The organism is Novosphingobium fluoreni, from assembly GCF_014196615.1.
Classification (GTDB): Bacteria; Pseudomonadota; Alphaproteobacteria; order Sphingomonadales; family Sphingomonadaceae; genus Novosphingobium; species Novosphingobium fluoreni.
In genome coordinates this window covers 142,375-155,861 of the sequence record NZ_JACIDY010000006.1, presented here as the reverse complement: position 1 = coordinate 155,861, position 13,487 = coordinate 142,375, and the positions used below count along the sequence as shown (strand labels likewise).

16 protein-coding genes and 1 tRNA gene are annotated in these 13,487 nt (G+C 62.0%); 7 read left to right on the top strand and 10 right to left on the bottom strand.

What is annotated here, in order from left to right:
• The gene (locus GGR39_RS12795; RefSeq protein WP_183617486.1) at positions 1 to 525 is read left to right on the top strand and encodes a hypothetical protein; all 525 of its coding nucleotides are present in this window, start codon (positions 1 to 3) and stop codon (positions 523 to 525) included.
• 57 nt (positions 526 to 582) lie between these two features.
• On the top strand, positions 583 to 1,551 hold the full coding sequence (locus tag GGR39_RS12790; RefSeq protein ID WP_246388682.1) for a cation diffusion facilitator family transporter: 969 nt from the start codon (positions 583 to 585) through the stop codon (positions 1,549 to 1,551).
• A gap of 92 nt (positions 1,552 to 1,643) precedes the next feature.
• Here GGR39_RS12790 and GGR39_RS12785 read toward each other — a convergent pair whose 3' ends face one another.
• From GGR39_RS12785 to GGR39_RS12750, 8 genes are all read right to left on the bottom strand, one after another.
• Positions 1,644 to 1,916: an HU family DNA-binding protein gene (locus GGR39_RS12785; RefSeq protein WP_058735450.1), complete on the bottom strand. Its 273-nt coding sequence runs from the start codon at positions 1,914 to 1,916 to the stop codon at positions 1,644 to 1,646.
• Between the two features lie 339 nt (positions 1,917 to 2,255).
• Complete coding sequence (rplS, locus tag GGR39_RS12780) at positions 2,256 to 2,627, bottom strand: 50S ribosomal protein L19 (RefSeq protein ID WP_058735451.1); 372 nt, start codon at positions 2,625 to 2,627, stop codon at positions 2,256 to 2,258.
• On the bottom strand, positions 2,624 to 3,367 hold the full coding sequence (gene trmD, locus GGR39_RS12775; protein ID WP_183617485.1) for a tRNA (guanosine(37)-N1)-methyltransferase TrmD: 744 nt from the start codon (positions 3,365 to 3,367) through the stop codon (positions 2,624 to 2,626). Before trmD ends, rplS begins: the two co-directional genes overlap by 4 nt.
• Before the next feature lie 7 nt (positions 3,368 to 3,374).
• Positions 3,375 to 3,887, bottom strand: a complete 513-nt coding sequence (gene rimM, locus GGR39_RS12770) for a ribosome maturation factor RimM (protein ID WP_183617484.1) — start codon at positions 3,885 to 3,887, stop codon at positions 3,375 to 3,377.
• A 17-nt stretch (positions 3,888 to 3,904) separates the two neighbouring features.
• On the bottom strand, positions 3,905 to 4,363 hold the full coding sequence (gene rpsP / locus GGR39_RS12765; protein ID WP_058735454.1) for a 30S ribosomal protein S16: 459 nt from the start codon (positions 4,361 to 4,363) through the stop codon (positions 3,905 to 3,907).
• 29 nt (positions 4,364 to 4,392) lie between these two features.
• Complete coding sequence (gene ffh / locus GGR39_RS12760) at positions 4,393 to 5,829, bottom strand: signal recognition particle protein (protein ID WP_058735455.1); 1,437 nt, start codon at positions 5,827 to 5,829, stop codon at positions 4,393 to 4,395.
• 266 nt (positions 5,830 to 6,095) lie between these two features.
• Positions 6,096 to 6,171 (bottom strand) — tRNA-Ala (locus tag GGR39_RS12755).
• 143 nt (positions 6,172 to 6,314) lie between these two features.
• Complete coding sequence (locus GGR39_RS12750) at positions 6,315 to 6,635, bottom strand: FYDLN acid domain-containing protein (protein ID WP_058735456.1); 321 nt, start codon at positions 6,633 to 6,635, stop codon at positions 6,315 to 6,317.
• Positions 6,636 to 6,849: 214 nt separating this feature from the next.
• Between GGR39_RS12750 and aroA the strand changes: the two genes are divergently transcribed.
• From aroA to GGR39_RS12725, 5 genes are all read left to right on the top strand, one after another.
• Complete coding sequence (aroA, locus tag GGR39_RS12745) at positions 6,850 to 8,181, top strand: 3-phosphoshikimate 1-carboxyvinyltransferase (RefSeq protein WP_183617551.1); 1,332 nt, start codon at positions 6,850 to 6,852, stop codon at positions 8,179 to 8,181.
• The gene (locus GGR39_RS12740; protein WP_183617483.1) at positions 8,178 to 8,816 is read left to right on the top strand and encodes a (d)CMP kinase; all 639 of its coding nucleotides are present in this window, start codon (positions 8,178 to 8,180) and stop codon (positions 8,814 to 8,816) included. The genes aroA and GGR39_RS12740 overlap by 4 nt, the downstream gene beginning before the upstream one ends.
• A 240-nt stretch (positions 8,817 to 9,056) precedes the next feature.
• The gene (gene rpsA, locus GGR39_RS12735; protein WP_058735460.1) at positions 9,057 to 10,778 is read left to right on the top strand and encodes a 30S ribosomal protein S1; all 1,722 of its coding nucleotides are present in this window, start codon (positions 9,057 to 9,059) and stop codon (positions 10,776 to 10,778) included.
• A gap of 151 nt (positions 10,779 to 10,929) precedes the next feature.
• On the top strand, positions 10,930 to 11,688 hold the full coding sequence (gene gloB, locus GGR39_RS12730; protein WP_183617482.1) for a hydroxyacylglutathione hydrolase: 759 nt from the start codon (positions 10,930 to 10,932) through the stop codon (positions 11,686 to 11,688).
• A 43-nt stretch (positions 11,689 to 11,731) separates the two neighbouring features.
• Positions 11,732 to 12,301: a DUF1993 family protein gene (locus tag GGR39_RS12725; protein WP_183617481.1), complete on the top strand. Its 570-nt coding sequence runs from the start codon at positions 11,732 to 11,734 to the stop codon at positions 12,299 to 12,301.
• An 86-nt stretch (positions 12,302 to 12,387) separates the two neighbouring features.
• Here the strand turns inward: GGR39_RS12725 and GGR39_RS12720 are convergent, their stop codons facing one another.
• Together GGR39_RS12720 and GGR39_RS12715 are read right to left on the bottom strand one after the other, a co-directional pair.
• On the bottom strand, positions 12,388 to 12,966 hold the full coding sequence (locus GGR39_RS12720) for a F0F1 ATP synthase subunit B family protein (protein WP_183617480.1): 579 nt from the start codon (positions 12,964 to 12,966) through the stop codon (positions 12,388 to 12,390).
• On the bottom strand, positions 12,959 to 13,453 hold the full coding sequence (locus GGR39_RS12715) for a F0F1 ATP synthase subunit B family protein (RefSeq protein WP_183617479.1): 495 nt from the start codon (positions 13,451 to 13,453) through the stop codon (positions 12,959 to 12,961). The genes GGR39_RS12720 and GGR39_RS12715 overlap by 8 nt, the downstream gene beginning before the upstream one ends.
• Positions 13,454 to 13,487: the final 34 nt, after the last annotated feature.

Genomic DNA, 13,487 nt, shown 5'->3' with positions numbered 1-13,487 from the left:
ATGCGCGGACTGGCGATCCTGCTTTCCCTATGGCTCGCCTTCGCCTCACCGCTGTGTCAGGCACGGGTCATCGTTTCGTTCTACAGTGTACCCGGCTCGATCATCACCGGTCGGTCGGTCCATGCCTTCTTCACGCTGACCGGCACGCTGGATGCAGACGGCAGCAAAGTGGATGAGAACTACGGTTTCTCCGCCAGGACCTGGAATCCGGCTGGATTTTTTCGACCCGTGCCGCAGACGATGCTTATCGAAAAGCCGGCGTACATTCAGCGGGCGCGATATCACTTCCGCGTTCCGATCAGCGATGCCGCCTATCACAAGATCGCTCAGGAAGTGCAGCTGTGGTGGCACGATCCGCGATACCTGTGGGACATAGATCGGCGCAATTGCGTCACGTTCGTGGGCGTCGTGGCGCAAATATCCGGGCTGACCGTCGATTTCCCGCCGCCGATGATGCGCAAGCCTCGGATCTATCTTGACCATCTGGCCGCGCTTAACCCCGCTATCGATCGGACGCGGAATTAGCTCGGCTGATCACTTCGGTGGATAGCTGCAACAGTTCGGGTCGCTGTCGGTTCAGCGATGATGGCCAAAACCAGCTTGATTGCCAAAATTCGCAAGGACATCGTGCTTTACGGCGCTTTGGCCGCCAACATCGGCATCGCGATCGCCAAGTTCGTCGCGGCCGGGATCAGCGGCTCGTCCTCAATGGCGACCGAAGGCGTCCACTCGCTTGTCGACAGCGGCAACCAAATCCTGCTGCTCTACGGCCAGAAGCGCGCCGCGCGCCCGCCGGACAAGTTCCACCCCTTCGGTTATGGCAGAGAGCTATATTTCTGGGCCTTCGTCGTGGCCATCCTCATCTTCGCGGTGGGGGCTGGCGTATCGATCTACGAGGGCATCATCCATATTTGGAACCCGCACCCGATCGAAGATCCCCGGCTGAGCTACATCGTGCTTGGACTGGCGTTTTTGCTGGAGGGCGCATCATGGACCATCGCGGTGCGAGAGTTCCGCGGCAGCGTGGGCGATAAAGGCTGGTGGCAGGCCATTCACCGGTCGAAAGACCCGCCAGGCTTCATCGTTCTGTTCGAGGATTCCGCGGCCCTTGCGGGTCTGGTCATTGCCGCCGTCGGCGTTTGGGCCAGCGTGTATTTTCAGGACCCGCGGATTGATGGCGCAGCGTCCATCGTCATCGGTCTCGTATTGGCCGCCGTCGCGGTCCTGCTGGCGCGGGAGGCCAAGGGCCTGATCATCGGCGAAGCCGCCGACCCTAATTTGATCGCGCAGCTACGCGCCGTGCTGGATGGGCACCCGCAGATCGAGGCCGTCAACCATCTCCGCACCGTGCACACTGGTCCCGAAAGCGTCTTCGTTGCCGTTAGCGCGGATTTTGTCGACACGATCCCGATGGGCGAAGCGGAGAGCCTGATCGAGGAGCTAGAGGTCGCCATGAAGGCACTCTCTCCCACGATATCATCGATCTATATTCGGCCCGAGAAAAAGGAGAACGCGTTCGTCGAACATGTCAGCTCGACCGGAGCCGCTTGAGAAATACCGATGGCTACAAAAGCAAAACGCCGCACCCCGAGGGATGCGGCGCATCAAAAGCGAGACCGGCTTTAGCCGGTCGAACCGTTTGCTTAGTTGACGGCGTCCTTCAGAACCTTGCCAGCCTTGAACTTGGGCTGGCTGGAGGCCTTGATTTCCATCGCTTCGCCGGTGCGGGGGTTGCGGCCGGTGGAAGCCTTGCGCTTCGCGACGGAGAAGGTGCCGAAACCGACCAGGCGAACTTCTTCACCCTTCTTCAGCGCATCGGAGATGGCATCGAAAACGCCTTCCACGGCCTTAACGGCGTCGTTGCGCGTAAGCCCGCTGGTTCCTGCGACCGCGCTGATCAGATCGTTTTTGTTCATTGTGGGATCCCCCTACCTCTCAGTGGAAAACGTTCGAAACTTTTTGAAACCTGGATTCGCCTAGCGAATGGGTGTGGAATTGAGCGCCTTTTCCAGCGCCTGTCAAAGCCAAAAAGCCTCAAAAAACGACGGTTTACCGCGTTTCTTCGATAGATTTGCGTATATCTCGCAGGTTAACGAAGCCCCGTCAGGCTAACTATGAAGAAAGCGCTTTCAGCACTTTAACTTCATAATGCAATCTGGCTGGTAACGCTTCGCTCCGAAAAAAAAGAAGAGGCGGACATCCAGGATGCCCGCCCCGCCATAAATTCAAAAACTTGAACGCGGAAAAACGAAACCTTACGCTTCGTCATTCCGAACGTCGCGACGCTCAGCAATACGAGCGCGCTTGCCTGTGCGGCCACGCAGATAGTACAGCTTGGCGCGGCGCACGACACCGCGGCGCACAACAGTGATAGCATCGAGGTTAGGCGAGTAGAGCGGGAAAACACGCTCCACGCCTTCGCCGAAGCTCATCTTGCGCACGGTGAAGTTGGAACCCATGCCGCGGTTCGAACGCGCGATGCACACGCCTTCAAAGTTCTGCACGCGGGTACGCGTACCTTCAACGACCTTAACGCCGACCTTGACGGTATCGCCAGGACGGAAATCAGGAATTTCCTTGGCGGCCTTGGAGATTTCCTCGGCCTCGATCTGCTGAATCAGGTTCATATGCCTGGTCCTTCGTTGTGCCGCGCGCCAGAGGCAGACTGGTCCCGAGCGCCAGAATGACGCTCCCAAAGGTCCGGCCTGCGTGACCGTGTATCATCGACCGATCTGGCTTTACGCCAGGCGGCGATTTTCGCATGATCCCCCGATCGCAGCACTTCAGGGATCGTGCGCCCTTCCCACTCGGTGGGTCGGGTATAGTGGGGATATTCAAGCAAGCCGTCCTCGAACGACTCCTCGGACCCACTGGAAGGCGCGCCCATTACGCCGGGAAGCAGCCGAATGCAAGCATCCAGCAGCATGAGCGCGGCCGGCTCGCCCCCTGAAAGGACGATATCACCGACGCTGACCTCTTCCACTTGGCGACCTGCAAAGATACGCTCGTCGAAGCCTTCGAAACGCCCACACAGAATGGTGACGCCAGGCCCTGCCGCCAGCGCTCGAACGCGCTTCTGCGTGATCGGCGCACCTCGCGGGGTCATCGCCAGGATCGGAGCATCGGGCTGCAAAGCGCGCGCGTGGTCGATCGCGGCGGCGAGAATGTCCACCTTCAGCACCATGCCCGCGCCGCCGCCCGCTGGCGTATCATCGACGGTGCGATGCTTATCGGTCGCGAAGTCCCGGATGTGCACCGGCGTCAGCGCCCATCGCCCTTCCACCAGTGCCCTGCCCGCCAGCGAAATGCCGAGCGGCCCAGGAAACATTTCCGGATAGAGCGTCAGGACGGTGGCGGCGAACGTCATGGTCGCGTCAGTCTTCGGCAAAAGCCGCGGCGATCACCAGCTTTTCAGCGTCCCACGCCATCACCGCGGACGGTGTCATCGGCACCATAAAGCGCCGCCGCTTGCCGTCTTCCTGCGCCGGTCGCTCGATCTCCAGCACATCGCCTGCGCCATAGTTTTCGACGGCGATGCAGGTGCCCAAGGCTTCGCCTGACAGCGATACCGCAGGCAAGCCCAGCAAGTCTGCATGATAATATTCGCCATCCGCCAACGGTGGCATGGCAGAGCGGGGCACAGTCAGCGCCGTACCCCGCAGCTTCTCGGCGGCCGTACGATCCGCCACTTCAGCGAACCGCGCGATTGCGCCGCCTTTGCCGTCGTCCTTCAGCTTTTCGAGCGTGAGTGTACCCGCGTTGAAGGCATGGTAGCGCTTCAACGCGGCCACACCCTCTCCGAACAGCTTTACGCGCACCTCGCCCGTCACACCGTGCGCACCAGTGATGGCGGCCAGCGTGACGGGACGATCAGGTGACAAAGGCATAGGTTCCGCCTCGGCTATCAGCCTTCAGCCGGAGCCTCGCTGCTCTCGACCTGAGCCTCTTCGGCGCCAGGGTTCTCAGCGCCCTCAGCCGGAGCTTCGGCCGAGGAGGCCTGTGCTGCCTTTGCAGCTTCTTCGGCCTCAGCAGCCTTGGCGGCCTTGTCCTCGGCGCGATCCTTGGCCTTCTTGCCCGGCTCGGCCTTGTTCGGGTTGTTGGTGGCCGCACGCTCCTTGATGCCGGCCTTGTCGAGCATACGCGCGACGCGGTCGGTCGGCTGCGCACCCACGCCCAGCCAGTAGCGCACGCGATCTTCGACCAGCGTCACGCGGTTCGCGTCATCCTTGGCGAGAACCGGGTTGTAGGTGCCCACCTGCTCCAAATACTTGCCGTCGCGCGGGCTACGGCTGTTGGTGACGACGATGCGATAATACGGACGCTTCTTGGCGCCACCGCGCGAGAGACGGATTGCTACGGACATTGTTCAACCTTCCTTCTAGATTCTAATGATTACTTCTTGAATTTGCTCATATCGGGCAGGCTGCCGACGCCGCCACCCATACCGCCAAGGGCATTGCCCAGGCCGGGCATGGCGCCTTCTAGGCCGCCTTTGCCGAACATCGCGGCAAGGCCCTTGAGCCCGCCCATCTTCTTGATCTGCTTCATCGCCTTGGACATTTCCTGATGCATTTTCAGGAGCTTGTTCACGTCCTGCACCTGGGTGCCAGAGCCGTTGGCGACGCGGATCTTGCGCTTGGCGTTCAGCAGCGCGGGATTGCTGCGCTCCTTGGGCGTCATCGAGCCGATGATCGCATCCATGCGCAGCAACACGCGCTCGTCCATGCCGGAGGATGCCATCGCCGCCTTGGCCTTCTTCATGCCCGGCATTAGTCCCGCCAGGGCGCCGATGCCGCCCATGTTCTGCATCTGCTTGAGCTGCATGCGCAGGTCGTTCATGTCGAACTTGCCCTGCTCCATGCGCTTGGCGAGCGCTTCGGCATCCTCAAGCTTGACCGCCTCGGCCGCTTTCTCGACGAGGCTGACGATGTCGCCCATGCCCAGGATGCGATTGGCGACGCGAGCGGGCTGGAATACCTCGATCGCGTCAAGCTTCTCACCGGTACCGGCGAACTTGATCGGCTTGCCGGTGACGGCCCGCATCGACAGAGCCGCACCACCGCGCGCATCGCCGTCCATACGCGTCAGCACGACGCCGGTCAGGTCGACCTGCCCCGCGAATGACTGCGCGACGTTGACCGCATCCTGCCCGGTCAGCGAATCGACGACCAGCAGCACTTCGCGCGGGGTCGAGATGGCGGAAACCGCCTTCATCTCGTCCATCAACTGCTGATCGACGTGCAGACGACCGGCGGTATCGAGCAGCAGCACGTCCACTGCCTGCAGCCTGGCCGACTGCAACGCGCGTGTCGCGATCTCGGTCGGCTGCTGGCCGGCGATGATCGGCAGGGTAGCGACACCCACCTGCTCGCCCAGGACTTTCAGCTGCTCCTGCGCCGCCGGGCGGTTGACGTCCAAGGAGGCCATCATCGCCTTCTTGCCGTGCTTCTCCTTCAGAAGCTTGGCAATCTTGGCGGTGCTGGTGGTCTTACCCGAGCCCTGGAGACCCACCATCATGATGACGATTGGCGGCGTGGCGTTGAGGTCAAGCTCGGGCGCGGTATCGCCGCCCAGCGTCTCGATGAGCGCATCGTTGACGATCTTGACGACTTGCTGACCCGGCGTGACCGAGCGCAGCACGTCCTGACCTACCGCCTTTTCCGTGACCTGGTCGACGAAGCGGCGCACAACCGGCAGCGCCACGTCTGCCTCGAGCAGCGCGATGCGCACTTCGCGCATGGCATCGCGGACATCCTGCTCCTTGAGCGCACCGCGCCCACGCAGCTTGTCGAACACACCACCAAGGCGATCCGAAAGACTGTCGAACATCACTGTCCACTCCAGTTGCCACGAGCGAAAACCCGCGAAACGCCAAAAACGCCGGCGGACGAAACCTCGTCAGCCAGCGTAGAAATAGTCACCGCTCCGCGACCGTGAACAGTCGCAAAGGTGTGGTGAGATTTGATTCAGGCCGGAGTGAGAATAACGGCCTCCGAGAACCGGGGCGAGGCGACCATCTTGGTCGTATGCACCGGATGCGCAGGGGGCTAGCGTTCGCAGCCCGGCATGGACCAAATATCGCCATACCGACAGAATGGTGGAGCCGAGGGGGATCGAACCCCTGACCTCTACAATGCCATTGTAGCGCTCTCCCAGCTGAGCTACGGCCCCGTTCCATTCATTCGGACAAGCCCTGGGAGGCCTGTCCACCCCTAGGTCGAACCCCGGGAGGACCGCCCCTCTAGTGGCGGCTCCCAGGGTTGGCAAGAGGGAAAATTGCGGGGCGGAAAAGAGGTTTCGCCGCCCCGTGACGATTACGTATCGTGCTCGTTCTCATCGGCCGCTGCGCCGATGCCAAGATCGTCGTCCCCGCCGAGATCGACATCGTTGTCCGGCGAATCGCCGTCCTCGTCGATGTCGAGATCCTCTTCGGCCAGATCGTCATCCTGCTCCTCGACGACCTCCTTCTTCTGCACTTCCTCGAAGGCGACCGGCTGCTTGGACTTGAGCACAGGCTCAGGCGTCCAGCTATTGCCGCACTCGATGCAGGTGACCGGGTCATCCTTGCCGAGGTCATAAAAACGAGTGCCGCATTTCGGGCAGCCGTGCTTGGCGCCCCACTCAGGCTTGACCATGAATTATCCTCGTCTGGCGCCATCCCCCAAAAGGATCGCGCTGAAAGTTCGCGTACTTGATGGTTAGGCCCCGCCGCGAAATCAAGCGGTGAAGGGACGCATCAGGGCGCGCGCCTTGCCATAGCCGGTGGCTCCTGTCAAAAGCCGCGCGCTTCCCGCGCTTAGCCGCCACCTAGTGAAAGCCCCATACGTGACCGCCGACCCGACCTCTCCGATGCGCCCGCGCCGTTTCCAGGCGAGCGGCCCGTTACGCGGTCGCATCCGCGTGCCTGGCGACAAGTCGATCAGCCATCGTGCGATCATGCTATCCTCCCTCGCCGTCGGAGAAAGCCGGATTTCCGGGCTCTTGGAAGGTGAGGACGTGCTGGCGACAGCCGCTGCCATGCGGGCGATGGGTGCGCATGTAGAGCGTGTCGGCACAGGTGACTGGATGGTCAACGGAGTGGGCGTTGGCGCCTTGCTGCAGCCAGAGACGGCGCTGGACATGGGTAATTCGGGAACCTCCACCCGGCTGCTGATGGGTTTGGTGGCGAGCCATCCGATCCAGGCCACTTTCACCGGTGATGCCAGCTTGTCCAAACGACCGATGGGACGCGTGATCGAGCCCTTGTCGCAGATGGGCGCCGACATCGCGGCCAGCGCCGGCGGACGCCTGCCATTGATCCTGCGCGGCGCTTCACCCGCCGTGCCGATCCAGTACCGCCTACCGGTGGCCTCGGCCCAAGTGAAAAGTGCGGTACTGCTCGCTGGGCTTAATACGCCGGGTCAAACCACGGTCATCGAGCCCGTTCCGACGCGCGATCACTCCGAACGCATGCTCAAAGGTTTCGGTGCCGACTTGATGGTGGATGTGGATCCGAACGGCACCCGGGTCATCACGCTTTCCGGACAAGCCGAATTGAAGCCTCAGACGATCGACGTCCCCGGCGACCCCAGCTCCGCCGCGTTCTTCGTGGTGGCCGCGCTGATCGTTGAAGGGTCGGACGTGATCATCGAGAACGTCGGCCTCAATCCTACGCGCTCTGCCCTGTTCGATGTGCTTCGACAGATGGGCGGCAGCATCGATGAAATCGATCGCCGGGAAGTGGGCGGCGAGCCGGTCGCGGATCTGCGCGTCCGCCACTCCACTTTGCGCGGCATCGAGGTCGACCCCGCCGTCGCGCCCAGCATGATCGATGAATTTCCGGCACTGTTCGTCGCGGCATCGGTCGCGCAAGGGCGAACGGTCACGACCGGGCTGGACGAGTTGCGCGTGAAGGAATCCGATCGTCTGGCGGCGATGGCCTCGGCTCTGACGCTGGCGGGTGCCCGGATCGAAGAGCGCGAGGATGGTCTTATCATCGACGGTACCGGCGGGGCGCCCCTGTCCGGCAATTCTCGCGAACCGATTGTCACGCATCTCGATCATCGCATCGCCATGAGCATGGCGATTGCGGGAATGGCGAGCAGCCAAGGCATCGAGATCGACGATACCCGTCCGATCGCGACAAGCTTCCCCACGTTTGAGAGCCTGCTGGATACTCTCGCCGATGAGGTAGCGGCGTGATCATCGCGGTCGACGGCCCGACCGCCTCGGGCAAGGGCACGATCTCCAAAGCCTTGGCCGCGCATTTCGATCTGCCTCATCTCGACACTGGGCTGCTTTATCGCGCGGTTGGCCGACAATGCGTCCTCGCTGGCGGAAATCCCGACGATCCGGCGGACGCTCTGGCCGCGACCACGTTCGCGGAAGAGTTGTTGAACGACCCCGAACTGCGCTCGGAAATCACCGGCGGCCTCGCCAGTCGCGTGTCGATCCATCCATCCGTCCGCCAGGCCCTCTTCGAGCGGCAGCGCAGCTTTGCGAACCAGCCTGGAGGCGCTGTACTGGATGGACGGGACATTGGCACGGTGATCGTGCCCGAAGCGCAGATCAAACTCTTCGTCACCGCTAGCGTCGAGGCCCGCGCCGAGCGCCGTCACCGGGAGATGCTAGTGCAAGGTCGCGACGTTAGCCTGAGCGATATCGCCAACGACTTGAGGGCCAGGGACGCCCGCGATACCTCGCGCAAGGACGCACCCCTTATCGTCGCCGATGACGCCATCGTGTTGGACACGAGCAATCTCGACCGAGACGCCGCGATCGCCTCCGCCATTCAGATCGCCCAGGATCGCCAGAGCCTCCGCACCGCCGACGCCTGATTACCGGATCGGACCGACGTCGGCGATCGCCCTCCCCGCAGTTGCATCTTGCCCTGCGAGGGAGTAGAGGCCAGCAGCTTTTCTGACCTTTTTGATCGGGAAGGCGCCCGCTCGGGTATCCGGCCCCGCGGGCAGTTCGGCCCTTTTTGGCCCGTTTGCCGCATGGTGCGGCATCGGAAGAAAGACCGGCGGAAACAACCGCCTGGCCGGAAAATCAGTACGTAGAGAGACATTGCATTTATGGCCACTATGGCAAATCCCACTCGCGATGATTTCGCGAAAATGCTCGACGAGCAACTCGGTGGCGCTGGCGAAGAGGGCTTCGAGGGCCGCGTCGTCAAGGGCACGATCACCGCAATCGAAAACGACAAGGCCGTCATCGATGTAGGCCTCAAGAGCGAAGGCCGCGTTTCGCTGCGCGAATTCGCCCGTGGTGACGATGATCACGGCCTGAAGGTCGGTGACGAAGTCGAAGTCTATGTCGACCGCGTCGAGAACGCCGACGGCGAAGCGATGCTGTCGCGCGATCGCGCCCGTCGTGAAGCTGCGTGGGACAAGCTCGAAAGCGAATTTGGCGAAGGCAAGCGCGTCGACGGCGTGATCTTCGGCCGCGTCAAGGGTGGCTTCACTGTCGACCTCGACGGCGCCGTGGCGTTCCTGCCCGGCTCGCAGGTTGATATCCGCCCGGTCCGCGATGTCGGCCCGCTGATGGATATCCCGCAGCCGTTCCAGATCCTCAAGATGGATCGTCGTCGCGGCAACATCGTGGTGTCGCGCCGCGCCGTCCTCGAAGAGACTCGCGCCGAGCAGCGCAGCGAACTGATCGACAAGCTGACCGAAGGCCAGGTGATTGACGGCGTCGTGAAGAACATCACCGATTACGGTGCGTTCGTCGACCTGGGCGGCATCGACGGCCTGCTCCATGTCACCGACATGAGCTACAAGCGCGTCAACCATCCGAGCGAGGTCATCAACATCGGTGACACCGTGAAGGTGCAGATCATCCGCATCAACTCGGAAACCCAGCGCATCAGCCTCGGCATGAAGCAGCTGGAGAGCGATCCGTGGGAAGGTGCGATGGTCAAGTACCCCGTCGGCGCGAAGCTGCACGGCACTGTCACCAACATCACCGAATACGGCGCCTTCGTGGAGCTGGAGCCGGGCATCGAAGGCCTGGTTCACGTTTCGGAAATGTCCTGGACCAAAAAGAACGTCCACCCCGGCAAGATCGTATCGACCTCGCAGGAAGTCGACGTCATCGTGCTCGAGGTCGATTCCGAAAAGCGCCGCATCAGCCTGGGCCTCAAGCAGGCCAACCGCAATCCGTGGGAAGAGTTCGCCGAGAAGCATCCGGTGGGCAGCCAGGTCGAAGGCGAAGTCAAGAACGCCACCGAGTTCGGCCTGTTCATCGGTCTGGATGGCGACGTCGACGGCATGGTCCACATGTCCGACATCGCATGGGGCATTTCGGGTGAAGACGCCCTCGCCCTGCACCGCAAGGGTGAGCAGGTTTCGGCCGTCGTTCTCGACGTCGATGTCGAGAAGGAGCGCATCAGCCTTGGCATGAAGCAGCTGGAGCGTGGCGCTCCCGCAGCGGGCGGCGCGCCTGGCGCGGCAGCCAGCGGCGGCGCGGGTGGTCTGCGTCGTGGCGAAGTCACCACCGTCACCATCCTCGAAGTCCGCGATGGCGGCCTCGAAGTGCAGGCTGGCGACGATGGCGCGACCGGCTTCATCAAGCGTTCGGACCTTGGCCGCGATCGCGACGAGCAACGTCCTGACCGCTTCCAGGTCGGCCAAAAGCTCGATGCGATGGTGATCGGTTTCGACCGTTCGAAGAAGCCGAACTTCTCCGTCAAGGCCCGTCAGTTGGCCGAGGAAAAGGAAGCCGTGGAGCAGTACGGTTCGTCGGACTCGGGTGCATCGCTCGGCGATATCCTGGGCGAGGCTCTCAAGAACCGCTAAGCCGTACGCGGGCCGCAGAGCCACAACTCTCCGGCCCCCTCGTCTCGGGTTCAGCCCGGCACGATCAAATAGAAAAGCCCGCCCGGCCAAACGCCGCGGTGGGCTTTTTCTTGCGCTCTCATCCGCTACACAGTCGGGTGAGGAGACACTCATGCTCGAAGTTCATCAATTCCCGTGCCTTTCGGATAACTACGGGTTCCTGCTGCACGACCCCGAAAGCGGTGAGACCGCATGCATCGATACTCCCGACGCGTCGGAGTACCTTCGGCAGGCCCAGCTGAAAGGCTGGAAAATCACCCAGATCTGGAACACCCACTGGCATCCTGACCATGCCGGAGGAAACGAGGCGATCAAGGCTGCGACTGGCTGCATCGTCACTGCGCCCGTCAATGACTCAAGCCGGATCGCCGGGGTGGATCATACGGTAGACCACGGAGATACGGTAAAGCTAGGCGAATACACTGGCCATGTGATCGACGTTGGCGGGCATACACTGGGGCACGTGGCGTTTCATGTTCCCGATGCAGCGATCGCCTTTGTCGGTGACGCCCTCTTTGCGTTAGGTTGCGGTCGCATGTTCGAAGGCACTGCTCCGCAATTTTGGCAAAGTCTGAGCCGTCTGAAGGAGCTTCCGCACGAAACGCTGATCTACTGCGCCCATGAATACACCGCGGGCAACGCGCGCTTCGCGATCCATGCAGACCCGGAAAATGCGCAGTTGGCGGCCTACGTCACCGAGGTGGAAAAACGTCGTGCGCAAGACCGCCCAACCGTTCCCACGAAACTGGGACGGGAGTTAGAGACCAATCCGTTCCTCCGGGCTGATGACACTGATTTGCAATCCCGATGGGGGGCTGGCGATGCCGTGGCAACGTTCGCTGCGCTACGGGCCGCCAAGGATGCTTTCTGATGCCATCCCTGCTTCGCGCTAGAGACCAAGGTCATACTTTCATATGTCGCTAATGAACCTTCTGGCACCGACATATATCCAGATGTTGGAAGCTCTATCCCGCTGGCTGGAAAAGGCTGAGACACAACTGCCTAGGGGCGAGGCGGAGGCGCTTTTGCTTTCCAGCCTGACGTCGGACATGTTCCCGCTGGCCACACAGATTCGCTTCGCGTGTGTCCAAGCACGGGAGGGGATACACCGACTGCGCGAAGAAAACTTTCCTCCAGCATTGACGGACCTGCTCGACGAAGGGAGGAACGCGCGGACACAGCCTAGCACTCTGGCCGACGCGCAACGCCATATCAGGGAGACTGTCGAATGGGTGAAGCAATCGGCTTCGGGGAGCGATGGCGGAGCGCCTGAGCGCCCTCTATCCCATGCGCTGCCCAACGGCCTTATTTTCGACCTCACAGCGGAGCAATACGTGCGCGACTGGGCGATCCCCCAGTTCTACTTCCATGTGATGGCCGCCTACGCCATTTTGCGGAGCAGTGGCATCGACCTGGGCAAAGCCGATTACGTGCAGCACATGTTCGCCTACGCCCGACCGGAAGCAATGGCGCCGACCACCTAATCCCGGATTGCCTCGACCGTCAGCCGACAAACAAAAACCCCCGCACGAGGCGGGGGTTCGTTTGGAGCGATATAGCCCGTAAAAAGCTACAAGGCGCCGATCGATTGATCGACAAGCGCGCGATCTGCCTGCGCCGTGTAGTTCCCGCGGATAAGGCCCTGCGCGGCGTCTGCAGCGGCGCGAGCCGCCTTCGTACGCAAATCAGCCACGGCAGAACGCTCCGCCGCACCGATCTTGTCCTGGGCCATCTTTTCCCGACGCGCAATGACATCGGTGGTATCCGCCTCAGCCTTCGCGACGATCGCCTCCGCCTCATGACGGGCATGATCAAGCATCGACGCCACGTCCTTTTCAGCGCTGGCGATCTTGTCGGCATATTCCTTGCGGAGCGCCTCAGCCTCGGCGCGCAGCGCCTTGGCCTGCTCCAGCTGGCTGCGGATATCGGCAATCTTGGCATCGAGACCAGACGTCACGAGCTTGGGAACGCCCTTCCACAATGCAATAAGGATCAGCACGATCATCGACGCGCTGACAACCGCGACGGGTGGCGCGATGCCGAGCAACAGCGGCTCAGCGTGATGCACCTCGGTACCCGCGTGGGTTTCAGCAGCTACACCCGGTTCGCCGGCGACGGCGTGGGCGTCAGACACAGGAGCTTCAGCCATGAGCAAGCTTCTCCTTAACGGCCGAACGAACCGCACCATCATCGACGGTGATACCGGCAACCCGCGCAATCACATCGCGCGCAGCATCGGTAGCCACGTTCTCGATCTCGGCACTTGCGGATGCAAGGGCCTGAGCGATACGAGCTTCGGCCTCACCGAGCTTGCCGTCAATCACGCGCTGGGCTTCGCCCAGACGCTTCTCGGAGGCAAGGGTCGCCTTGGCACGAGCATCGGCGATCAACGATTGAGCCTCGGCGCGGCGAGCGTTCTCACGCTGGCGCCATGCCTCTTCCTGCACGTCCGCCTCACGGCGGGCTTGCTCCGCCGCCGCGAAATCGTCGGAAATCTGTTTGTCGCGATGGGCGACGGTGTCCATCACCTTGGGCACCATTCCGCGCCCGACGATGAAGAATGCCAGGCCGAAGAACACGACCAGCCAGAAAATCTGACTGGCGTAGAACTCGCCCAGCTGCGCAATCTGTGGCATCCGTCAGCCCTGTCTCGAGTGGTCGGGGATTACC

Excerpts from the sequence above, each read along its gene's own strand:
- GGR39_RS12795 (WP_183617486.1), top strand. The coding sequence starts at position 1 with ATGCGCGGACTGGCGATCCTGCTTTCCCTATGGCTCGCCTTCGCCTCA.
- GGR39_RS12790 (WP_246388682.1), top strand. The coding sequence starts at position 583 with ATGATGGCCAAAACCAGCTTGATTGCCAAAATTCGCAAGGACATCGTG.
- GGR39_RS12785 (WP_058735450.1), bottom strand. The coding sequence starts at position 1,916 with ATGAACAAAAACGATCTGATCAGCGCGGTCGCAGGAACCAGCGGGCTT.
- rplS (WP_058735451.1), bottom strand. The coding sequence starts at position 2,627 with ATGAACCTGATTCAGCAGATCGAGGCCGAGGAAATCTCCAAGGCCGCC.
- trmD (WP_183617485.1), bottom strand. The coding sequence starts at position 3,367 with ATGACGTTCGCCGCCACCGTCCTGACGCTCTATCCGGAAATGTTTCCT.
- rimM (WP_183617484.1), bottom strand. The coding sequence starts at position 3,887 with ATGCCTTTGTCACCTGATCGTCCCGTCACGCTGGCCGCCATCACTGGT.
- rpsP (WP_058735454.1), bottom strand. The coding sequence starts at position 4,363 with ATGTCCGTAGCAATCCGTCTCTCGCGCGGTGGCGCCAAGAAGCGTCCG.
- ffh (WP_058735455.1), bottom strand. The coding sequence starts at position 5,829 with ATGTTCGACAGTCTTTCGGATCGCCTTGGTGGTGTGTTCGACAAGCTG.
- GGR39_RS12750 (WP_058735456.1), bottom strand. The coding sequence starts at position 6,635 with ATGGTCAAGCCTGAGTGGGGCGCCAAGCACGGCTGCCCGAAATGCGGC.
- aroA (WP_183617551.1), top strand. The coding sequence starts at position 6,850 with ATGCGCCCGCGCCGTTTCCAGGCGAGCGGCCCGTTACGCGGTCGCATC.
- rpsA (WP_058735460.1), top strand. The coding sequence starts at position 9,057 with ATGGCCACTATGGCAAATCCCACTCGCGATGATTTCGCGAAAATGCTC.
- gloB (WP_183617482.1), top strand. The coding sequence starts at position 10,930 with ATGCTCGAAGTTCATCAATTCCCGTGCCTTTCGGATAACTACGGGTTC.
- GGR39_RS12725 (WP_183617481.1), top strand. The coding sequence starts at position 11,732 with ATGTCGCTAATGAACCTTCTGGCACCGACATATATCCAGATGTTGGAA.
- GGR39_RS12720 (WP_183617480.1), bottom strand. The coding sequence starts at position 12,966 with ATGGCTGAAGCTCCTGTGTCTGACGCCCACGCCGTCGCCGGCGAACCG.
- GGR39_RS12715 (WP_183617479.1), bottom strand. The coding sequence starts at position 13,453 with ATGCCACAGATTGCGCAGCTGGGCGAGTTCTACGCCAGTCAGATTTTC.